The sequence below is a fragment of the Herbaspirillum sp. Her2 genome, assembly GCF_057961375.1.
Genome location: NZ_CM176331.1, coordinates 3,405,687 through 3,425,941 on the forward strand (window position 1 = coordinate 3,405,687; position 20,255 = coordinate 3,425,941).

The window sequence follows — 20,255 nt, forward strand, 5'->3', positions numbered from 1 at the left end:
TATGCCAGGCAATCAGTGTGCCGCGCCCGGCGGCGGCGGGCCGCCCGGTGCCCACTTCTCGCGGTACTGGAACAGGAACAATTGCGAGGCATCGGCACCCATCGGTGCTTCGCGCGCGGCCCATTGATCGTCGTGCAGGTCCATGTCGGCGTCGTATTCGACGTGGCAGCCCAGCGGCGAATTGAAATACCAGAACCAGTTGCTGCCGAAGCGATGGCGGCCCGGTCCCCAGAAGCTTTGATAACCCTTTTCGACGAAACGGGTGCCGGCCAGCAGCACCTCGGTCGGGCCGCCCATGTGGAAGGTGAAGTGTTCGCAGCCTTTCATGAAGGGCGGGGTCTGGATCATGAACAGCGTGTGGTGATCCAGGGTCCCGGCCGGACGCAGGAAGGGACCCACGCCGGTGAAGCGGTCGGTGCAGACGAAACCCAGGCGCTGATAGAAGGCCTCGGCCTTGGCCGCATCCGGCACGAAATACACCACGTGCGACAGCGTGCGCGGCAGGGCTTCGCCCTCGGCGGGCACGCCCAGCTGGTTCGGGGCGCGCTGGGCATCGCCGGGGCCGTTGACGCGTTCCGACTTGATGTCGAGCGCACGGCGCACGGTGACCTGGAAGGCCAGCGCAAAGCCCATATCGTCCACACTGCGCACCACACCATCGCGACGGCTGACTTCGCGGTCGCGGCGCAGTTCGGTTTCGATGGCATCCAGGGTGGCGACGTCGGCCACGCCATAGACGGTTTCGCGCAGCAGGCTGGCGGTGCCCATGGGGGGCGGCAGCGTGGCGTCGTCCTTGGCGCGCAGCACGATGGCGGTACCGTCGAGGGCTTCGTAACGGTCGTTACCACCCTCCTTGAGGCCATAGTCGAGCAGGTACTGGCGGCAGGCGGGCAGATCGTCCACGCCAAAGACCAGGGCATCGGGTCCAATGATGTTCATGCGGATTTCCTTGTGATTGACTCGGTGTTTCGTAGCTGCACGGGACGCATCAGCGCTTGGTGCGGCCGCCCAGGGTCTCGGCCACCCAGTCGGCGATGACGTGGCCGGCGTTGATGGAGTTGTCGAAGCTGGCGTGCTGCGCGCCGCCTTCGCGGTCGGTGAAGATCTTCAATTCGCGCTTGGGACTGTTGACCAGCTGTTCGTAGGTGCGGTGCGCCCACTTCAGGGGAATCTGCGTGTCCTTCTCTCCGTGGGTGACCAGGAAGGGCACGCGAATCTTCTCGACCACGCCATCCAGATGCACGTCTTCAGCGATGCGCATGAAGTCGTCGATGTCCTTGGCACCCCACACCCAGCAAACGTGCTGCCAGTAATGCGGCACGGGGAAATCGCCCTCTTTTTCCAGGCGCTTTTTCTGTACATCGCGCCAGTCGTGATTGGCACCCCACACCACGCCACAGGCAAAGCGCGGCTCCATGGCCACCACGCGCGGGCAGTAGTAGCCGCCCAGCGAGACGCCTTCACAGCCGATGCGGCTGGCATCGACATCGTCGCGCTGTTCCAGCCAGTCCACCACGTGGCGCGCCCAGTGCTCGGCATCGAAACGCGCGGTCATGCCATGCAGGCGCAGGGCTTCGCCGGTGCCGGGCTGGTCGATCACCAGCGACGAGACCCCGCGCTCGGCCAGCCAGCCGGGCAGGCCGACCAGGTATTTCATTTCCTTGGTCGAATCCAGGCCATTGAGCTGGACCAGAATCGGGGCAGGACCCTGTACATTGTTCGCGCGGGTATAAAGGCCCGAGATGACCTTGCCTTCGTAAGGAATCTCGACGCGCTCGCAGTTGTCACCGGCCAGCGTGATGCCGCGCTGGAACACTTCCAGGAAGCGGCGATACAGCTCAAGCCGGCCCGGTGCACCGTGACCCTGCAGGCGTTCGCAGGTCAGCAGGTAGCTGGCCGCGCGCTTGTACTTGGCACCGGCCGAGAGCAGCCGGCCGCGCGCTTCATCCTCGGCGGCCAGGCTGCAGAGCTTTTCTGCCATGTCCGCCCAGGTGGCGCGGAAGGCGGCGGTGCCTTCGGCGTCAGGCTGTTTGGCCGCCTCCTGCAGGGGGGCGCACATGGCTTCGATTTCGCCGATGCGTGCGCCCATCTCGATGGCGAGATCGACGGAAAGATTCCAGACATAGTTCGTCGGGAAGTAACGGAACATGGTGTAACTCCTTTGATGATGAGTGATACGGATGGACGGCTGCGCGGCCTCAGTGCGGGCCGCCCATCCACAGCGGCATGGCGAAGTTGATCCAGATGGCATCGCTCTTGGCCGTGTTGGCGGCGTACAGGCCGCGCTGCACGTTCATGTTGATGCTGTAGGTGCCGGCGTTGTAGGCCACGGTCGGCCCCATGGCGAAGCTGCGCGTGCGGTTGCCGGTGATGTCGGTGCCGTTCTGGCGGTCATCGGTGAACTGGTTCAGATAGGAACCGGTGACGCCGACTTTCCACTTGCCGAAGTTCCAGCCACCAATGAAGTCCGCCACGTAGGCAGAGCCGGAGCGGTAATTGGTATCGCTGTTCTTGTCGTTGAAGAGCAGGCGGTTGGAGATGCCCAGGTCCAGCCCGTTGGGATCGTTGTGACGGATCGCCAGCACCGGCTGATACGAGGTGTAGCCGACCGCCACACTGGTGCGATTGGGGTCGTAGGAACCGGTCTTGAGCGCGAAGTCGAAGCCGAAGGTGACGTTGGTATGCGCGGCCACATCCCAGCGCAGCAGCAGCGGCGTGACAGTGACGTTGGAGAGGCCGTTGTGGTTCTCGCCGTGGCCCATCACTTCGGTATGCAGCGAGACCACCGGCAACACCAGTTGCGAATAGACCTTGGCGCCCATCCATTCGACGCCATAGGAAGCCAGCAGGCGCGTGGTGGCCGAGAACACATCGGTCTTGAAGGGGATGGGGCGCTTGTTGCCCTTGTTGTCGTACAGGCCGTCGGCACTGCTGTAGTTGAACTGCTCTACCGCGAACAGGCCCGGGATGGGCGGCAGCGCGGCGATGTATTCACTGGTGGACCCGGTGGGGAATGGCGAAACGCCCCCTTCGAAGGCTTGCGCGGACTGCATGCTGGCACTCCCGATCATGGCCACGACGGCCAGGACGGCACGATTCCCCAGCCGCCGGGCTGGTACGGTTCCTCTCTTCACTTCTGTCTCCTTGTCTCCTACCCTGCCTGGCTTGTTGTTTCGCCGTCGCGGCGTCTTGTCGGGGCCAGGCCGATCAATGGCGCAGGGCGCCACCGGCTTGCCGTGCCGGCCTTTTCTTGGATGCTTCTGCGAGGCCGTGCAGCGGATGGATGAAGGTTAAGGTCGAGGTTGATATTGATCAAATGGATTGTTTTGATTCATGATATGGACGGGATCAATACATGACCGGCCCTGCAACCCTTGCACAAAAGAAAGGCCGGCACCCGACAACGGAGACTTATCCAATGCGTTTCAACAAGCTCGACCTCAATCTGCTGGTCGCGCTCGACGCGCTGCTGACCGAACTCAACATCAGCCGCGCCGCCGAGAAGATCCACCTGAGCCAGTCCGCCATGAGCAATGCGCTGGCGCGCCTGCGCGAATATTTCGATGACGAATTGCTGATCCAGGTCGGCCGCCGCATGGAAGCCACGCCGCGCGCCGAAGTGCTGCGCGATGCGGTCAATGACGTATTGCGGCGTATCGAAGGATCGATCGCGGCCAAGCCCGCTTTCGTCCCGGCGGAGTCACATCGGGAATTCCGCATCTCGGTCTCCGACTTCAGCCTCAACGTGCTGATCCCGCGCGTGATCGCACGCGCGCATGCCGAAGGGCCGCAGATCCGATTTGCGCTGATGCCGCAGGTGCAGGATCCGACCCGTTCGCTGGATCGCGCAGAGGTCGATCTGCTGGTGCTGCCGCAGGAATTCTGTACGCCCGATCATCCGGCGGAGGAAGTGTTTCGCGAACGTCACGTCTGCGTGGTGTGGCGCGACAGTCCGCTGGCCAAGGGCAAACTGACGCTGGAGCGCTACATGGAGGCCGGTCATGTGGTCATGGTGCCGCCCGGTGCCAACGCCTCCTCGGTGGAGGCGTGGATGGCCAGCAAGCTGGGCTTTGCGCGGCGGGTGGAGATCACCAGCTTCAGCTTTGCCTCCTGCGTGGCACTGGTGCAGGGCACCGACCGCATCGCCACCGTACATGGCCGGCTGGCGCGCAAGCTGGCCACGCAATTGCCGGTGGTGCTCAAGGAAAGTCCGCTGCCGCTGGCGGAGATGCATCAGATGATGCAGTGGCATCGCTATCGCACCAATGATCCGGGGATCGAATGGCTGCGTCGCGTGTTTCTGGAAAGTGCGCGCGAGATGGACAAGAAAATGGCCTGATCGAAACCTGATGGACTCGTCAGGTTTTGATCGACTCAATTTTAAAACTTATCAATCATTTAAATCTTTTAAGCGTTTCTTGAAAAAAAGCCCTGCCGCTTTTCAGCAGCAAGGCATTCCTCACGCGCGTGAGTGACGTACTCAGATCAGAAATCGACCTGCGCCGACAGCACCAGTGTCCGCCCCGATGACGTACCCACATAACCGTTCTGCATCAGCCAGTAATTCTTGTCGAACAGGTTCTCGATGTTGGCGCGATAGGTCACGACCTGCCCTGCCGCCCGGGTGATGTAGCGCGCACCGATATCGACACGGGTCCAGCCCGGCACCTTGAGCTTGTTCTCGTTGCTGTACCACATCGAACCTGTGCGGGTGACACGCGTATTCAAGGCCAGGCCCTGCAGCCACGGCGCATCCCAATCCAGCCCCAGGTTGAAGTTGCTGTTGGGGATCGCGCCGACATCCTTGCCGTCATTGGTGCCGTTGTCGGTGTGGTACTGCTTGGCATCGAAGAAGGTGCCGCTTGCATTGAAACGCAGGCCGCGCTGCAGTTCGCCATAAGCCGCCAGTTCCAGTCCGCGCACGCGATTGCGGCCATCCTGGGTGGTGGTGCTCACGCCATTGACCAGCGTGGTGCTGGCATTGGCCTGCTCGATCTGAAATACGGCCGCCGTGGTCGTGATACGGCCCCAGTCAATCTTGGCACCCGTCTCCACCTGCTTGGACTTGTAGGGCGGGAAGAGCTGGTTGGGATTGCCGTCGCTGGCCGAAGTGAACCCACCTGCGCTCAGGGCCGCCGTGTAGTTGGCATACAGCGAAACGTTCTGCACCGGCTTGACGACCACGCCCAGCACCGGCGAGATGGCGGTCTTGTTGGAGGTCTGCGTGGCATCGACCAGGCTGTGCGAATACACCTGCTGGCGACGCAAGCCGGCGGTGATGCGCAGGCGGTCATCGGCCAGCGACAGAGTATCGGTCAGCGCCACGCTGGTCAGTCGGATCTGGCTTTGCGGCGTGGGTTCGCCACGTGCGCCGCTGACCGCGGGCAAGGCGACCGGACGATACAGATTGGAGGTGACGCTGCTGCTCTCGGAGAGGTAGAAGTAATCGGTCTGCTGATCCAGCATGTTCACGCCCAGCATCACGGTGTGCTTGATGCCGCCGGTGTTGAAGCGAGCACGCATGCCGACGTCGGCCGAGGTGGAAACGACCTTCTGGTCGTAGTAACCGTTGTAGAGCGCGGCAGTATCACCGGCCGCATTGAGGATGGTGGCGCTGGGCCAGCTCTGGGAGGACGTGGCCTCGTGATAACCGACGGCACCGTAAGCGGTCAGGTGGTCGTTGATGTCGTATTCCAGGCGGGTGGCGACGGCCTTGTCATCCGATTGCAGGGTGGTGCCGGGATAGAGGTTGGTCTTGCCCGAGGGCGCTTCCGGCATCACCAGGCTGCTGATGCTGAATTGCGGACGGAAGTTGCGGGTATCTTCGTGCTGGGTGTAGGCGTCCAGGCTCCAGCGCACGCGGCCGCCGTTGTAGTCGAGTCCGACCGAGCCCATGTTCTGCTGCTGGTTGCTGCCGGACAGGCCGGTGTTGCCATCGGCATAGAGCGCGTTCACGCGGATACCCCACTCCTGCTGCTCACCGAAGCGGCGGCCGAGGTCGGCCTTCAATCCGAACTGCGAATTGGAAAGATAGGTGGCCGTAACGCTGGAGATCGGATCTTCGTGCGCACGCTTGGGAATCAGGTTGACCGCCCCGCCCACGCCGCCGGCCGGGCCCATGCCATACATCAGCGTGCCCGGTCCCTTGAGCACTTCGATGCGCTCGACCATGGAGATGGGCATGCGCGTGAGCGGCACCATCCCATACAGGCCGTTGAAGGCCACGTCATTGGCCGACATGGTGAAGCCGCGAATCTGGTAGCTGTCGCCGAAACCGCCATTGCCATTGGTGTTGCGCACCGAGGCATCGTTGGCGATGACGTCGCCGATGGCGCGCGCCTGTACATCCTCGATGCCTTGCGAGGTGTAGTTGGTGGTGCTGAAGGGCGTGTCCATGACGCTGGCCGTACCCAGTACGCCGAGGCTGCCGCCGCGTGCGACCAGTCCACCCGCGTAGGGCGCGGTGGGGTCGGCACTTTCGGTGATCGTGACGGTGGGCAGAACGGCATTGGCGTTGCTGCCGGTGGTGGCCGTCGGTGCAGCCACCGTGTAGCCGCCGTCTGCGTTGCGGATCGCTTGCAGCGGGGTGCCGTTGAGCAGCGCGGCAAACCCTTCCGCTACCGTATAGCGGCCGGAAAGACCCGCGCTCTGGCGGTCGCGCGTGATGGCCGGATCGAAAGAGAGCAGCACGCCCGCACGGCGGGCGAAGCTGTTGAGGCTTTGGTCGAGAGGACCAGCGGGGATGTCGTAGGCCTGGCGCTGGGCATCGGTGGCTTGCGCCTGCACACCGGCCATGGGGCTGGCGAAGGCGGCCAGGATGGCCAGTCGGGACAGGGTCGGACGCGAGGGGAAGCGGGTTCGGATGGTCATGGATGTCGTTCGATGGTGAGCTTCAGAGGGCTTGCTATCTGGTAAACCGAACGAGATCCAAAAACCTGCAGAAAAATTTTAAAAATGTTTTATATCCATGCCGGTCTCAGGTGGCGGTACGTGGCCGCAAGGTGATCCAGTAATCCGTGAAGGAATCCACCCGCACCGGCAAGGTCCGCGCCATGGCCGCCAGGATGCGTGCCGGCTGGTCGAGCGGAAACACGCCCGAGATGGTCAGGCCGGCCACCGCCGGATCGCAGCGCAGCTTGCCGGGGAGATAGCGATCCAGCTCGGCCACCAGTTGGCCCAGCGGCATGCGGTCGGCCACGATGACACCATCGGTCCAGGCGATGGCCTGTTCATTGGTGGCAAGGAGGCGGCCGACCAGCCCTTGCGCATCGAACAGCCCTTGACGCCCCGCATCCACGCGCACAGGTGCATTCTCATTTTGCGAACGGAATTCCACCGCGCCCTCATAAACGGCAAGACGCATGCCCTCCTCCGCATCGCGCAGCTGGAAGCGGGTGCCCAGTGCGCGCGCCTGCCCCAGCCGTGTCTGCACGAGGAAGGGACGATAGGAAGGGCGCTCTTCATGTCCCGTGGTGATGAGCACTTCGCCGCGATGCAGACGGATCAGGCGCTGCCGCTCGTCGAAACTGACGTCCACCGCAGTGGCGCTGTTGAGTTGCAGCAGGGTGCCATCGGCGAGCGTGATCCGGCGCCGCTCTCCGGTGCGGGTGGTGTAGCCGGCCATCCAGGCCTGCCAGGGCGTCCATCGTGCTGCACTGGCCGCCAGCAGCCCCGCGCCCATCGTCACGCACAAGGTCTTGAGCGCAAAGCGGCGGTTGTTGCGCGTGCGGGCTTCGCTCGCACCGATGCTGCCGTGGGCCAGCGCGCGCGGCAGCGTGGCGACCCGCTCGCTGAGCGATTGCAGCCGTTGCCAGGCCAGCTCGTGCTGCGGCTGTTCGGCGCGCCAGCGGCGGCAGGCTTCGTGCTCATGATCGGTGGCGTTGCCCGATTGCAGCCGCACCATCCAGTCGATGGCGGCCATGACGATGTCGTCGTTGGGGGCCGTGCGCTCAGAGCCCATATTGCAGCCGGTAGCAGGCGGTGAAGGCGCGCTTCATGTATTGCTGCACCGAACTCAGCGACACCTCCAGCCGCACCGCGATCTCGGCATAGGCCAGGCCATCGAGCTGCGACAGCAGGAAGGCGCTGCGCACCTTGGGCGGCAAGCCGGCCAGCATGGCGTCGACTTCGTTGAGGGTTTCCAGCACCAGCAGTTGCGCTTCGGGCGATGGCAGGTGCTCGGGCGGCATCTGCGCCAGCATTTCCAGGAAGGCAGCTTCCAGCGCGCAGCGGCGGAAATGATCGATCATCAGGCCGCGCGCGATGGTGGCCAGCAGGGTGCGCACTTCATCGACGATGAAATCGCGGCGCGAGACCATCATCCGCACGAAGGTATCCTGCGCCAGGTCGGCCGCCAGCTCGGCATTGTCGGTACGGCGGCGCAGCCAGCCCAGCAGCCACCGGTGATGCCCGGTGTAAATGCCAGCGATGTCGTGAGGACGGGAAGGAGCGAGGTCGGCCATGACCGCAAGATTTAATGAGAACGTGTCTCATTATAATCTGTAAATGCGGCGGCGGGTCGATGCGGCTTTTGGTCGATATGAAAGAAAAAGCCCCGGCACGAAGGCCGGGGCTTGTCACTGCTGCTCCCGCCGGAACCGTGGCGGTCCCGGAGGTGAAGCTTGATGTCAAATTACTTGACCACGCTCAGCAGGGTACGCTTGCCGCCCTTGTAGGTGTAAAGGGTCAGGGTACCGTTCAGGATGTCGCCCTTGGCGTCGAAGGCGATTTCACCGGTGACGCCCTTGTGCTTGATCTTGGCCAGGACCGGCAGGTAGACCTTGGGGTCGGACGAGCCGGCCTGCTTCATGGCATCAGCCAGGGTCATCAGCGCATCGTAGGTGTACGGTGCGTAGATCACGACGTCCTGGTTGAATTTCTTCTTGTAGGCAGCCTTGAAGTCTTCCAGCGGCTTCTTGCCTGCTTCGGTCACGCCACCGGCTTCGGCGCAGACCACTTCGCTGTCCTTCAGGCCAGCACCGGCCAGGCTCGGCAGTTCGGTGGTGCAGATACCGTCACCGCCCATGAACTTGGCAGCCACGCCCAGCTGATCCATCTGGCGCAGCATCGGGCCGGCCACGGCATCCATGCCGCCGAAGAAGACCAGGTCAGGCTTCTTGGACTTGACCGAGGTCAGGATGGCGTTGAAGTCGGTAGCCTTGTCGGTGGTGTACTGGGTGGCCACGATGGTGGCACCGGCAGCCAGTGCGCTCTTGCGGAATTCTTCAGCCACGCCTTGACCGTAGGCAGTGCGGTCGTCGATGACGGCCACGTTCTTGCCCTTCAGTTCATTGACGGCATAGCGGCCCAGGACGCCACCGAGCTGGCCATCGTTGGCCACCACGCGGAAGGCGGTGTTGAAGCCTTGCTGGGTGTACTTGGGGTTGGTCGCCGAGGGCGAGATTTGCGGGATGCCGGCGTCGAAGTAGATCTTGGAAGCCGGGATGGTGGTACCGGAGTTCATGTGGCCGACCACGCCCTTGACCTTGGCATCGACCAGGGCCTGGGCCACGGTGGTGGCTTGCTTCGGATCGGAAGCGTCATCCTGGGGGACCAGCTGGAAGGTGACCTTCTTGCCGCCGATCTCGAAGCCCTTGGCGTTGAGTTCGTCCACGGCCATGCGGGCACCGTTTTCATTGTCCTTGCCGATGTGCGCGTTGGGACCGGTCAGAGGAGCGACGTGACCGATCTTGATGACTTCTTGTGCCTGCGCTGCCCCTGCGAACGAGAACGCTGCCACCAGTGCCGTAGCGACAGGAATCATTTTGATTTTTTGCATGAATTGCTCCTATTACTTCCAATGAAAGATTGAAAACGCAGTTCGTTGTGCCATTTGTTATGTGCGCTGACCGATTCTGACCGCCGTGTGGACGGCAACCTGATCGGAAAGCACCGCAGCGCCTCCCAGTCGCTGACCGGTTCTTGCTTGCGGACTCTGCTACTGCAAAAACCGAGCCATGCCTTGCAGCATCGCCACTCGGGCGCTTTCCCCAGGGGCATCCCCGGATAAAAAGGGACGGAGCCACAGCAGGCAAGCGGCCCGGCCGCAGCGCCAGGCCAGGCGGGGCAGTTCCTCCATTACACCGCCCCGCCGGGCAGAATACACCGTAATGGTGCGGCTGGGAGAGCGAGTTCCGTGCCAACGCGGCGCTTCATTCATATCGCACGTTTTATGCACTTTTTTGAATCGGGATGCGAAGGAGCGCACCAATTAGGGTGGGAAAATAGCAGAAAGCTGCACTTGTAACGAGGCTGGCTCGAACTGCCAGCCTCATTTCCGGGGATAAATTCTCGTATCGCGGGAATTAATCTTCATTTGAACCTGGATCCGGGACCCTGCTTGCGGAAGGGCGAGATGAACGATGGCCGCGGCGGCCTGTGCGCGATTTCATTCATCCCGGCACGGTCAGAATGTGTAACGTCCTTGGACATACAAGCTTCGCGGCGCACCGACCAGCTTGCCCAGATTGCCATCCACGGTACGGGTGAAGTAGCGCCGGTCCAGCAGGTTGTTGACGCCCGCGGTGAGGTCGAATCCCTTCTTGCCCGGCACCTTCCAGCTCGCCTGCGCATTCCAGAGACGCACGCCCGGGATTTCTCCGATGCTGCCGTCAGCGCTTTCGGCGACGGTGTTGGCTTCATCGGCAAACTGTCGGCCCTGGTGCGTGGTCGACAGGTTGAGCGTCCAGGGACCGGTTTGCATGCGCACCCCGAGCGTATCGGTCGTGCGTGCATAGAACGGCAAGTCCTTGCCGGGATTGCTGCCTGACTTCTGCAGGGCGCGGGTGTAGGTGTAGTTGGCGAAGACCGACCATCCTTTCAGGGGGCTGTCCGGAGCGAAGGCATAGTCCATCGACAGTTCGACGCCATCATGCTGGGTCCGGCCGATGTTGCGGAAGACGTTGGGCGTTGTTCCCTGCACCGACACGATCTGGTTGTCAAAATTGATGTGGAACACCGTGGCTTCGGCGGAGGCCTGTGCGCTCTTCCAGCGCATGCCGCCTTCCATCGTCCGGGCCAGTTCGGGCGACAGCGGATTGGCGGAAGACATGGTGTTGAGTTGCGAATTCTGCACCACGCCGAAGGAGGTGTTGTAGTTGCTGAACAGGGTCAATTGCTCCGTGAGCAGATAGGCCAGGTTGATCGAGGGCAGCAGCTTGTCGTTGGCCACTTCGTAAGGATCCTTCTTGCCCATTTCGTAGCGACTTGACCGCACCTGTTCGAAACGCAGGCCCGGCGTGATGCGCCATTTGCCGAATGCGATCTTGTCATCGATGTAGCCTGCATGGGCATCGGTACTGTTCTGGAACTGGGTGAATCCGCTCAGCACACCGGTGCGGACCGCTTCGTTGTAGATGTTGTCATCCCCGCGCTCGCGGATATAGCGGTAGCCGACGGTGACATCGTGCGTAGTGCCGCCCCAGGCGAAGCGCTGCGTGTAGCGGGGCTCGACGCCCAGCGTTTCATAGTTGCGCGGCTGATGCGAGAGGCGCACGCCGGTCACGTTGATCAAGCTGCTCTGGCGGGTCGCCTGGTTGAAGTAGGTCCGGATCTCCAGCTCCTGATGATCCGACAGCGTATTGAGGTAACCGACGTCGAAGCCTTTGCGGGTACCGCTCCAGTTGTCGCGCTGGCGCGTGTTCTGGAACGGATCGGCGGCGTACTGCACGGTGGTGAGGCCGCCCGGCGTGCGGCTCAGCACGTCGTAGTAATTGAACTTGGCGTGGAGTTCGGAACGCGGGGAAATTTCGTAGCGCATCTTCAGCGCAAAATCGTTGAGATGCTCATCGCTCTTGTCGCGCCATCCGCTGCCGTCCTGGCCCGAGTACAGGAAAGCCATGCCCAGGCCAGTGTCGCTCTGGCCGCCGGCAAAGGCGGTGTACTGCGCATTGCCGCCACCCTTGCCGTAGCTGTTGTAGCGCACCGAGGCATCACCCGAGATGCCCTCGCTGGCGGGAATGGAGCGCGTCTTGAAATTGATGATGCCGCCCACGTTCTGCGGGCCGAAGCGCACCGCGCCGCCGCCACGGATGACATCGATCGATTCGATGTTGTTCAGGCTCAGGGGCGCAAACGAAAGCTGGGGCTGGCCATAGGGCGCCACCGACAAGGGGATGCCATCCATCAGGACGGTCGAGCGCGGCGAAAAGCGTCCGGTCAGACCGCGCACGCCGATGTTCAAGGCAATGGCGCTGCCGGAGCTACCGGCGCTGTCGCTGGACTGCACGCCGGGAATGCGGCGCATCACCTCGCCGATGCTGACGGCGCCGGTGCTGTCGATCTCCTGCTTCTTGACCACGGTGCGGGCACCGGGATAGGTCTTCACGCTGCTCTCGAAGCCAGTGCCGAGCCAATCGCTGCTGACCTGGATCGGTTCCAGCCCCGCCGGCCCGTCGGGCGCCGCGGACTGCTGCGCCATGCCGGCCAGCGGGAAGCCGAGCATCACGAGCGAGGCAAGGGTTGAAGTGGCGATACGCAGATCGCGTGCATGGTTGAATGGGGCCTGATTGTTCTGCATTGCATTTCGGTCCAATAAAAATACTGGCGAACCTCCGCCGTTCATTTCTTATAAAAAAAGGCTCTTCCGGACTGATCCGAAAGAGCCGTAATAATAATGATTCTCATTCTATTTTTTACATATTCAGAGCCATGCCTGCATTTCTCTTAACTGACCTCGAATTTTTTTGAGTGCCGCTGCGCAGACCAGGCGAGCAAACACGGCAATTGACGCCTTGAAAATTCCCCAACCCATCCCTATACTTAGCACTCGTCACGGCAGAGTGCTAACAGCGCCGCCGGGCGCAATCCCCTTTTTCATGCGGTGACGTCTGCTGCATTTGGAAGAAAACCGTTGCAGGCATCGCCGCAATCAATGCTAACTTATTGAAAATTAAGGAGTTCTCATGAATCTTCGCCCTTTGCACGATCGCGTTATCGTCAAGCGCCTCGACCAGGAAACCAAGACTGCTTCCGGTATCGTTCTGCCTGACGCAGCGACCGAAAAGCCGGACCAAGGCGAAGTCCTGGCCGTCGGCAACGGCAAGATCCTGGAAGATGGCAAGGTCCGCCAACTGGCCGTGAAGGTCGGCGACCGCGTTCTGTTCGGCAAGTACTCCGGCCAGGCCGTGAAGATCGATGGCCAGGAACTGCTGGTCATGCGCGAAGAAGACCTGTTCGCCGTCGTCGAGAAGTAATTCGGCATCCGGCCTTCCTTTTCCTTCTATATAGATAGAGAAAACGTGAAGGCCATCGGCAACAAGACAGCAGCCGGTGCTCCCTGAATCTTCAGGCCCGAGCCCGGCGACATGAACTGAACCGAATTTCTGGAGAATCCAACATGGCAGCAAAGCAAGTTATTTTCGGCGATGAAGCACGCGCCAAGGTCGTCAACGGCGTCAACATCCTGGCCAACGCAGTCAAGGTCACCCTGGGCCCCAAGGGCCGCAACGTCGTGCTGGAGCGCAGCTTTGGCGCCCCGACCGTGACCAAGGACGGCGTTTCCGTCGCCAAGGAAATCGAACTGAAGGACAAGCTGGAAAACATGGGTGCCCAGCTGGTCAAGGAAGTCGCTTCCAAGACCTCCGACAACGCCGGTGACGGTACCACCACCGCAACCGTGCTGGCTCAAGCCATCGTGCGCGAAGGCTTCAAGTACGTCGCCGCCGGCTTCAACCCGACCGACCTGAAGCGCGGTATCGACAAGGCTGTCACCGCCATCGTCGGTGAAGTGAAGAACCTGGCCAAGCCCACCACCACCTCCAAGGAAATCGCTCAAGTCGGCTCGATCTCGGCCAACTCCGACGCGGACATCGGCGACATCATCGCCAAGGCCATGGAAAAGGTCGGCAAGGAAGGCGTCATCACCGTGGAAGACGGCAAGTCGCTGGAAAACGAACTGGACATCGTCGAAGGTATGCAATTCGACCGTGGCTACCTGTCGCCGTACTTCATCAACAACCAAGAGAAGCAGATCGTCGCTCTGGACAATCCCTTCATCCTGCTGTTCGACAAGAAGATCTCCAACATCCGTGACCTGCTGCCGGTGCTGGAACAAGTCGCCAAGGCTGGCCGTCCGCTGCTGATCGTGGCTGAAGACGTCGAAGGCGAAGCCCTGGCTACCCTGGTGGTCAACAACATCCGTGGCATCCTGAAGACCGCTGCCGTCAAGGCTCCTGGTTTCGGCGACCGCCGCAAGGCCATGCTGGAAGACATCGCCATCCTGACCGGCGGCCAAGTGATCGCCGAAGAAGTCGGCCTGACCCTGGAAAAGGCTACCTTGGCTGAACTGGGCCAAGCCAAGCGCGTTGAAATCGGCAAGGAAAACACCACCATCATCGACGGCAACGGCGAAGCCGCTGGCATCGAAGCTCGCGTGGCAATGATCCGCACCCAGATCGGCGAAGCGACCTCCGACTACGACCGTGAAAAGCTGCAAGAGCGCGTGGCCAAGCTGGCCGGCGGTGTTGCACTGATCAAGGTTGGCGCTGCCACCGAAGTCGAAATGAAGGAAAAGAAGGCCCGCGTCGAAGACGCCCTGCACGCTACCCGCGCTGCTGTTGAAGAAGGCGTCGTGCCTGGCGGTGGCGTTGCCCTGCTGCGTGCTCGCGCCAACGTCAAGGACCTGAAGGGTGACAATCCGGATCAGGAAGCCGGTATCAAGATCGTGCTGCGCGCCATCGAAGAGCCGCTGCGCCAGATCGTCTTCAACGCCGGCGACGAGCCGTCGGTGGTGGTGAACAAGGTGCTGGAAGGTTCGGGCAACTTCGGCTACAACGCCTCCAACGGCACCTACGGTGACCTGGTGGAACTGGGCGTGCTGGATCCGGCCAAGGTGACCCGTTCGGCTCTGCAAAACGCTGCCTCCGTGGCCAGCCTGATCCTGACCACCGACGCCCTGGTGGCCGAAGTGACCGAGGACAAGCCGGCCGGCATGCCTGGCGGCATGGGTGGTATGGGCGGCATGGGCGGCATGGACGGCATGATGTAATTGGCCTTCCGGCTGCGGGCCATGCGTCGCATGGCCTGTGCTGCAAGTAAAAAACCCGCATCAGCGATGATGCGGGTTTTTTGTTGGGCGGCGATCGGAGCGGATCCGGAATGCAAGGCCTCCTCTCCGATCTCGCGCAGCTGAGTTGACCGAGCATCGACCTCACAAAGGTTTCTGCATAAAAAAAGACCCGCATCCTTGCAGATGCGGGCCAAAACATCGGGCTCCCACGAGCCCGATGCAGTGCCAGAACTTAGAAGCTGTGGATCAGGCCGGCGTTGATGCCGGTCTGGCTGCGATCCAGGCCAGGTTCGCGATCCTTGCCCAGACCGACGCTGTACATGTCGGACGAACGCAGATTGCGGATGACCGCATAGGTGGAAGTACGCTTGGACAGGTCATACTTGGCACCCAGGTTCAGCTGCAGGAGACGGCCATCGGCGCTGCGAGCGAACTTGGCGCGGGTGTACTGCAGGCTGCTGATCAGCGCCAGGTTCGTCGAGATCTTGTAATTCACGCCGACATCCAGAGTGCTGCTGGACTCATGGTTGGCACCGCCGATGAGGAAATCGCCATCGTCAGGCATGTCATAGTAAGGCTTGGCACCAGGGGCCTTGGGATGCGCCAGCGAACGGAAGCTGTAGTCATGCTTGGGATTGAAGGCGATCTGCGACGGCACCTTGGCCAGCGGCAGGCTCAGGCGGGAGTAGGAACCATAGACCTTGGCCGGACCAAACTGATAGGCCGCTGCCAGCGTCCAGGTCTTCAGGCAGGTATCGCCCGCCTTGTCCTTGCCCGCCTCTGCCCCATTGCAGGCGGAGGCGCCGTTGACGTCACTGGAGCCAGCCCCCATCTTGCTTTGGAAATAGCCCAGGCCCAGGGTCAGCGGACCATTGGCGTAAGTACCGCCCAGGCCGAAGGACTGGCCGGCACCGGTATTGCCGGCTTGCTCACCGAAGCCATAGATAACGCTACCACTGAAGCCGCCGAAGTTCGGGGTGTTGTAGCGAATGGAATTGTTGACGCGCTCGCCGTTGGTGCGGTCCAGGTTCTGCGAGTGGACACGGCTGACCACGCCGCCAAAGTCACCAGCCGAGCTGATGGCGCCGATCTCGCCCAGGATGTCGTTCTGACGGCCGACCAGCACCGTACCAAAGTTGCCCGACAGCCCCACGGTCGCCTGACGGCCCCACAGCAGCTTGCCCTGGCCCGCCTCGCCGGTATCGACACTGAAACCGTTCTCGATGGTGAACAGCGCCTTGATACCGCCGCCCAGGTCTTCCACGCCCTTGACGCCCAGGCGCGAACCCTTCATCAGGCCGGAATCGAGCGCCATCTGGCCGCCCGTATCCTTGCCGCCGGTGGAGATCTTGTTGGTGTAGGACAGGCTGGCGTCGACCGCACCGTAGATGGTCACGCTGCTCTGCGCGTGCGCCGCGCTGCCGAAGGCAGCCAGCACGGCCAGGGCCAGGATGGACTTTTTCATAGAGTACTCCGTAGTGGTTTGATTGCTGTTGATTGGAGGGTGGACATCACCTTGCGACGAGGGCACCACCCAGGCTTCCGAAAGAAACATCAAGAAGTCACGGCAAATCTAAACCGACTTTTATTCCTCAAATGAATCATTCCTTTAATTAATATGATTTATAAGACTTTTCTGTAGCTTTATCGCAACCCATGTCACACATAGAGGTCAGCGCATTTTGTTGTCCATCAGTAATGAAACCGGCACTGATGAATCACCAGCCTGCCCGCCACCAACTCGATGACGAGCCGGTGTTCACCCTGCACGCGCACCGCGTAAAGTCCGGGCAAGCGCAGGGGCAAGGCCACCCGGCGGGCCGATGGAATGCAAGCTCCTTCACTTAGTCGTCGCATCAAATGAAGTAATTGACGTGCAACCCGGCGGTCATGGCGACGCCACCAGGCCAGGTCCTCGCGCGCCAGCGGGGTCATCCAGAGCGGGCTCAAGGCTGCTCCTTCAGCGGCAGCAGTTCGGCGCGCAGCTGCAACAGGCTGCACAGCAGGCGTTCGGCATTGAGATCGTTGCCCAGCAGGTGCAGGGCTTCCTGCACTCCGCGCCAGACCGGTTCGCGCACCAGCACCAGGTTGTCGGCACCCGCTCGGGTGAGGATGACTTCATCGATATCGGCCAGCTCCAGCAGCGCGTCGAGGCGCTCGGCCAGGTCAGTGACAGGAAAGGCATACATGGGGAGGATTCCGGGGCTGGATCCGGCGCGCTGCAGCACGCCGGACAAAAAATTCAGGAAGATAAGCCCTGGCACCGTCACGGACGGCATTCAGTGAAAAAATGAGGTGAACGACAAAACTTATTCGACACCTTTCTCGCTCAACATCGAGTCAAGGTCGTCTCCCGGGACCGGGCCCACTGTGCAAATCGCCCCGCAAAGCCGCTCTGCACGCGGGTTCCCGCCGCATGCTAAGACGCGCCGGTTATATGCATAGGCGAAAATTTATTTTCCCTATATAACCTTGCCGCCTTAAAATAGCGCCTTCTTATAAAAATATTGATGGCAGTGGAGACCTGAGGTCCTGACCCGCCCGCAGCGTCCCACGATGCCGCGCTGGCGTCGGCACCCGGGGGCCCGCTGCCATTCTTCTTTTCCATCATGATCGAAATACAAGCTGTCACCCAGCGGTTCGGCAATGTCGAAGCGGTGCGCAATGTCGATTTGTCGATCCGCAAGGGCGAGATCTTCGGCATCATCGGCCGCAGCGGCGCGGGCAAGAGCACCCTGGTGCGCACCCTGAACCTGCTGAATCGTCCCACTTCCGGACGTATCGTCCTCGATGGCCAGGACCTGACCTCGCTGTCGTCCTCCCAACTGCGCGAAGCGCGCCGTGGCATCGGCATGATCTTCCAGCACTTCAACCTGCTCTCCTCGCGCAGCGTCTACGACAACATCGCGCTGCCGCTGGAACTGGCCGGCAAGAGCAAGCCGGAGATCGCCGCCAAGGTCGAACCCTTGCTGGAGCTGGTGGGCCTGACCGCCCTGCGCGACCGCTATCCGGCACAGATTTCCGGCGGCCAGAAGCAGCGCGTGGGCATTGCCCGTGCCCTGGCCAACGATCCCAAGGTCCTGCTCTCGGACGAAGCCACCTCGGCGCTGGACCCGGAAACCACCCGCTCCATCCTCGAACTGCTGCGCAAGATCAACAAGGAGCTGGGCCTGACCATCGTGCTGATCACGCACCAGATGGAAGTCATCAAGCAGATCTGCGACCGCGTGGCCGTGATGGAAGCCGGCCAGGTGATCGAACAGGGCGAAGTGCTGGAGGTGTTCCGCCAGCCGCGCCATGAAGTCACCCGCGCGCTGATCGGCGACGTCATCGCCCACGAGCTGCCCAAGGGCGTGCTGGCCCGCCTGCGCGAGCGCCTGGCGCGTGCCGACGTCGGCCAGGGCACCGACCACCTGTTCCGCTTCGCCTTCACCGGCAACGATGTGGACCAGCCGCACCTGTCGGAAGCGGTGCGCCGCTTCAACCTGAATTTCAACATCCTGCACGGCCAGATCGACGAGATCCAGGGCCAGGCATTCGGTTCGCTGGCGATCCTCGCCAACGGTACCCAGGACAACATCAAGCAGGCCATGCAATACCTGCGCGAGCAGGGCGTGGTCGTCGAGGAGCTCAACCATGTCATCTGAACTGATCGATCTGTTCGTCAGCTCCTTCGGCGAGACGCTGATGATGGTGGTGATCTCGGGCGTGGTCGGCTCACTGCTCGGCATTCCGCTCGGCATCGCCCTGCACATCACCGAATCCAAGGGCGTGCTGCCCAACGTCGCCTTCAACCGCATCGCCGGCCTGCTGGTCAATGCGGTGCGCTCGACGCCCTTCATCATCCTGCTGGTGGCGGTGATCCCGATGACGCGCTTCTTCGTGGGCACCTCCATCGGCACGGCCGCTGCCATCGTGCCGCTGACCATCGCCGCCGCGCCCTTCATTGCGCGCCTGGTCGAGACCGCCCTGCGCGAAGTCGATCACGGCCTGGTGGAAGCGGCGCAAGCCATGGGTGCGACCACCTGGCAAATCATTTACAAGGTCTTGGTGCCTGAAGCATTTGCTGGTATCGTCGCCGGTCTCACGATCACCTTCGTCAGCCTGGTCGGTTATTCGGCCATGGCCGGTGCCATCGGTGGCGGCGGCCTGGGCGACCTGGGCATCCGCTACGGCTACCAGCGCTTCCTGCCGGAAGTGATGCTGGCCGTGGTGCTGATCCTGATCGTGTTCGTCCAGCTGGTGCAATCCCTGGGAGACCTGCTGGTCCGCAAGCTCAGCCACCGCTGAGCGCAGTTACTACAAAAAAACGGCAGCTATCCGCTGCCCACCTCAAAGCTCGAAAGGAAAGTCATGAAGCGTCGTCAGTTGATTCAATTCATCGCAGGCCTGGGCCTGGCCGCCGGCCTGGCCTGTGCTCCCGCCATGGCCGAAGACCAGATCAAGATGGGCGTGACCGCCGGTCCGCACGCCGAGATCATGGAACAGGTCAAGAAGCTGCTGGAAAAAGACGGCGTGCAGATGAAGGTCATCGAATTCACCGACTACATCCAGCCCAACGCCGCGCTGGCCGCCGGCGACCTGGACGCCAACTCCTACCAGCACCAGCCCTACCTGGATGCGCAGATCAAGGACCGTGGCTACAAGTTCGTGAGCGTGGGCAGCACCATCACCTTCCCGATGGGCGTGTACTCCAAGAAGATCAAGTCGCTCAACGACCTGAAACAAGGTGCGCGCGTGGGCGTGCCCAACGATCCGACCAACGGCGGCCGCGCCCTGCTGGTGCTGCAAGCCAAGGGCGTGATCAAGCTGAAAGCCGATGCCGGCCTGAAGGCAACCCCGTTGGACATCGTGGAAAACCCCAAGAAGATCAAGATCATCGAACTGGATGCCGCCCAGCTGCCGCGTTCGCTGGATGACTTCGATGCTGCCGTCATCAACGGCAACTACGCTGAATCGGCCGGCCTGTCGCCGACCAAGGATGCGATTGCCGTGGAAGCCTCCACCGGTCCCTACGCCAACGTGATCGCCGTGCGTATCGCCGACAAGGACAAGCCTTGGGTCGCCAAGCTGGTCAAGGCTTACCACAGCCCGGAAGTGAAGAAGTTCGTGCTGGAAAAGTACAAGGGTTCCGTGATCACTTCCTGGTAATCCGCAACGCCTGACTTGCCTGCATCAACGAAAAGGCCAGCTCATCGAGCTGGCCTTTTTCATTGGGCGGGAATTTTTCGCTTGCCGGTAATCCCTC

17 protein-coding genes are annotated in these 20,255 nt (G+C 61.8%); 6 read left to right on the top strand and 11 right to left on the bottom strand.

The window, feature by feature from the left end; genetic code table 11:
- Positions 1 to 12: 12 nt before the first annotated feature.
- The 3 genes from ACWHXP_RS15425 to ACWHXP_RS15435 are packed head-to-tail and all read right to left on the bottom strand — an operon-like array spanning position 13 to position 3,053.
- Entirely contained in the window at positions 13 to 939 is a 927-nt protein-coding gene (locus tag ACWHXP_RS15425; protein WP_489635626.1) for a VOC family protein, read from the bottom strand.
- A gap of 49 nt (positions 940 to 988) precedes the next feature.
- Positions 989 to 2,149, bottom strand: a complete 1,161-nt coding sequence (locus ACWHXP_RS15430; protein WP_034331960.1) for an alpha/beta hydrolase family protein — start codon at positions 2,147 to 2,149, stop codon at positions 989 to 991.
- A gap of 49 nt (positions 2,150 to 2,198) precedes the next feature.
- Positions 2,199 to 3,053, bottom strand: a complete 855-nt coding sequence (locus ACWHXP_RS15435; RefSeq protein WP_288067116.1) for a SphA family protein — start codon at positions 3,051 to 3,053, stop codon at positions 2,199 to 2,201.
- A 365-nt stretch (positions 3,054 to 3,418) separates the two neighbouring features.
- Here ACWHXP_RS15435 and ACWHXP_RS15440 point away from each other — a divergent pair, with 365 nt between their 5' ends.
- On the top strand, positions 3,419 to 4,339 hold the full coding sequence (locus ACWHXP_RS15440; RefSeq protein ID WP_209532199.1) for a LysR substrate-binding domain-containing protein: 921 nt from the start codon (positions 3,419 to 3,421) through the stop codon (positions 4,337 to 4,339).
- A 146-nt stretch (positions 4,340 to 4,485) separates the two neighbouring features.
- Here the strand turns inward: ACWHXP_RS15440 and ACWHXP_RS15445 are convergent, their stop codons facing one another.
- The 5 genes from ACWHXP_RS15445 to ACWHXP_RS15465 form a co-directional block, all read right to left on the bottom strand.
- Positions 4,486 to 6,870: a TonB-dependent siderophore receptor gene (locus ACWHXP_RS15445; RefSeq protein ID WP_489635625.1), complete on the bottom strand. Its 2,385-nt coding sequence runs from the start codon at positions 6,868 to 6,870 to the stop codon at positions 4,486 to 4,488.
- A gap of 106 nt (positions 6,871 to 6,976) precedes the next feature.
- Positions 6,977 to 7,960, bottom strand: a complete 984-nt coding sequence (locus ACWHXP_RS15450) for a FecR domain-containing protein (RefSeq protein ID WP_489635624.1) — start codon at positions 7,958 to 7,960, stop codon at positions 6,977 to 6,979.
- The gene (locus ACWHXP_RS15455) at positions 7,950 to 8,462 is read right to left on the bottom strand and encodes a sigma-70 family RNA polymerase sigma factor (protein WP_034331954.1); all 513 of its coding nucleotides are present in this window, start codon (positions 8,460 to 8,462) and stop codon (positions 7,950 to 7,952) included. Before ACWHXP_RS15455 ends, ACWHXP_RS15450 begins: the two co-directional genes overlap by 11 nt.
- Before the next feature lie 170 nt (positions 8,463 to 8,632).
- A complete protein-coding gene (locus ACWHXP_RS15460) occupies positions 8,633 to 9,778 on the bottom strand; it encodes a branched-chain amino acid ABC transporter substrate-binding protein (protein ID WP_039789964.1) in 1,146 nt (381 codons plus the stop codon).
- A 627-nt stretch (positions 9,779 to 10,405) separates the two neighbouring features.
- A complete protein-coding gene (locus ACWHXP_RS15465) occupies positions 10,406 to 12,517 on the bottom strand; it encodes a TonB-dependent receptor family protein (RefSeq protein ID WP_489635623.1) in 2,112 nt (703 codons plus the stop codon).
- Between the two features lie 385 nt (positions 12,518 to 12,902).
- On the opposite strand from ACWHXP_RS15465, the gene groES reads away from it, so the two are divergent.
- On the top strand, positions 12,903 to 13,193 hold the full coding sequence (gene groES, locus ACWHXP_RS15470) for a co-chaperone GroES (RefSeq protein WP_008115200.1): 291 nt from the start codon (positions 12,903 to 12,905) through the stop codon (positions 13,191 to 13,193).
- A gap of 143 nt (positions 13,194 to 13,336) precedes the next feature.
- Positions 13,337 to 14,986, top strand: coding sequence for a chaperonin GroEL (gene groL, locus ACWHXP_RS15475; RefSeq protein WP_134221484.1), 1,650 nt, complete (start codon positions 13,337 to 13,339; stop codon positions 14,984 to 14,986).
- A 253-nt stretch (positions 14,987 to 15,239) separates the two neighbouring features.
- Here the strand turns inward: groL and ACWHXP_RS15480 are convergent, their stop codons facing one another.
- From ACWHXP_RS15480 to ACWHXP_RS15490, 3 genes are all read right to left on the bottom strand, one after another.
- Positions 15,240 to 16,472: a porin gene (locus tag ACWHXP_RS15480; RefSeq protein ID WP_489635622.1), complete on the bottom strand. Its 1,233-nt coding sequence runs from the start codon at positions 16,470 to 16,472 to the stop codon at positions 15,240 to 15,242.
- Positions 16,473 to 16,699: 227 nt separating this feature from the next.
- The gene (locus ACWHXP_RS15485; RefSeq protein WP_489635621.1) at positions 16,700 to 16,957 is read right to left on the bottom strand and encodes a type II toxin-antitoxin system YoeB family toxin; all 258 of its coding nucleotides are present in this window, start codon (positions 16,955 to 16,957) and stop codon (positions 16,700 to 16,702) included.
- A complete protein-coding gene (locus ACWHXP_RS15490) occupies positions 16,954 to 17,196 on the bottom strand; it encodes a type II toxin-antitoxin system Phd/YefM family antitoxin (protein ID WP_034333913.1) in 243 nt (80 codons plus the stop codon). The genes ACWHXP_RS15485 and ACWHXP_RS15490 overlap by 4 nt, the downstream gene beginning before the upstream one ends.
- Before the next feature lie 420 nt (positions 17,197 to 17,616).
- Between ACWHXP_RS15490 and ACWHXP_RS15495 the strand changes: the two genes are divergently transcribed.
- The 3 genes from ACWHXP_RS15495 to ACWHXP_RS15505 all read left to right on the top strand — a co-directional run bounded on the left by ACWHXP_RS15495 (position 17,617) and on the right by ACWHXP_RS15505 (position 20,158).
- Positions 17,617 to 18,654, top strand: coding sequence for a methionine ABC transporter ATP-binding protein (locus tag ACWHXP_RS15495; protein WP_489635620.1), 1,038 nt, complete (start codon positions 17,617 to 17,619; stop codon positions 18,652 to 18,654).
- Positions 18,644 to 19,297, top strand: a complete 654-nt coding sequence (locus tag ACWHXP_RS15500; RefSeq protein ID WP_034333917.1) for a methionine ABC transporter permease — start codon at positions 18,644 to 18,646, stop codon at positions 19,295 to 19,297. The genes ACWHXP_RS15495 and ACWHXP_RS15500 overlap by 11 nt, the downstream gene beginning before the upstream one ends.
- A 63-nt stretch (positions 19,298 to 19,360) precedes the next feature.
- The gene (locus tag ACWHXP_RS15505; protein WP_034333919.1) at positions 19,361 to 20,158 is read left to right on the top strand and encodes a MetQ/NlpA family ABC transporter substrate-binding protein; all 798 of its coding nucleotides are present in this window, start codon (positions 19,361 to 19,363) and stop codon (positions 20,156 to 20,158) included.
- Positions 20,159 to 20,255 lie beyond the last annotated feature (97 nt).

Bases quoted from the DNA above. Each gene is read 5' to 3' on its own strand.
- ACWHXP_RS15425 (WP_489635626.1), bottom strand. From the start codon at position 939: ATGAACATCATTGGACCCGATGCCCTGGTCTTTGGCGTGGACGATCTG.
- ACWHXP_RS15430 (WP_034331960.1), bottom strand. From the start codon at position 2,149: ATGTTCCGTTACTTCCCGACGAACTATGTCTGGAATCTTTCCGTCGAT.
- ACWHXP_RS15435 (WP_288067116.1), bottom strand. From the start codon at position 3,053: ATGCAGTCCGCGCAAGCCTTCGAAGGGGGCGTTTCGCCATTCCCCACC.
- ACWHXP_RS15440 (WP_209532199.1), top strand. From the start codon at position 3,419: ATGCGTTTCAACAAGCTCGACCTCAATCTGCTGGTCGCGCTCGACGCG.
- ACWHXP_RS15445 (WP_489635625.1), bottom strand. From the start codon at position 6,870: ATGACCATCCGAACCCGCTTCCCCTCGCGTCCGACCCTGTCCCGACTG.
- ACWHXP_RS15450 (WP_489635624.1), bottom strand. From the start codon at position 7,960: ATGGGCTCTGAGCGCACGGCCCCCAACGACGACATCGTCATGGCCGCC.
- ACWHXP_RS15455 (WP_034331954.1), bottom strand. From the start codon at position 8,462: ATGGCCGACCTCGCTCCTTCCCGTCCTCACGACATCGCTGGCATTTAC.
- ACWHXP_RS15460 (WP_039789964.1), bottom strand. From the start codon at position 9,778: ATGCAAAAAATCAAAATGATTCCTGTCGCTACGGCACTGGTGGCAGCG.
- ACWHXP_RS15465 (WP_489635623.1), bottom strand. From the start codon at position 12,517: ATGCAGAACAATCAGGCCCCATTCAACCATGCACGCGATCTGCGTATC.
- groES (WP_008115200.1), top strand. From the start codon at position 12,903: ATGAATCTTCGCCCTTTGCACGATCGCGTTATCGTCAAGCGCCTCGAC.
- groL (WP_134221484.1), top strand. From the start codon at position 13,337: ATGGCAGCAAAGCAAGTTATTTTCGGCGATGAAGCACGCGCCAAGGTC.
- ACWHXP_RS15480 (WP_489635622.1), bottom strand. From the start codon at position 16,472: ATGAAAAAGTCCATCCTGGCCCTGGCCGTGCTGGCTGCCTTCGGCAGC.
- ACWHXP_RS15490 (WP_034333913.1), bottom strand. From the start codon at position 17,196: ATGTATGCCTTTCCTGTCACTGACCTGGCCGAGCGCCTCGACGCGCTG.
- ACWHXP_RS15495 (WP_489635620.1), top strand. From the start codon at position 17,617: ATGATCGAAATACAAGCTGTCACCCAGCGGTTCGGCAATGTCGAAGCG.
- ACWHXP_RS15500 (WP_034333917.1), top strand. From the start codon at position 18,644: ATGTCATCTGAACTGATCGATCTGTTCGTCAGCTCCTTCGGCGAGACG.
- ACWHXP_RS15505 (WP_034333919.1), top strand. From the start codon at position 19,361: ATGAAGCGTCGTCAGTTGATTCAATTCATCGCAGGCCTGGGCCTGGCC.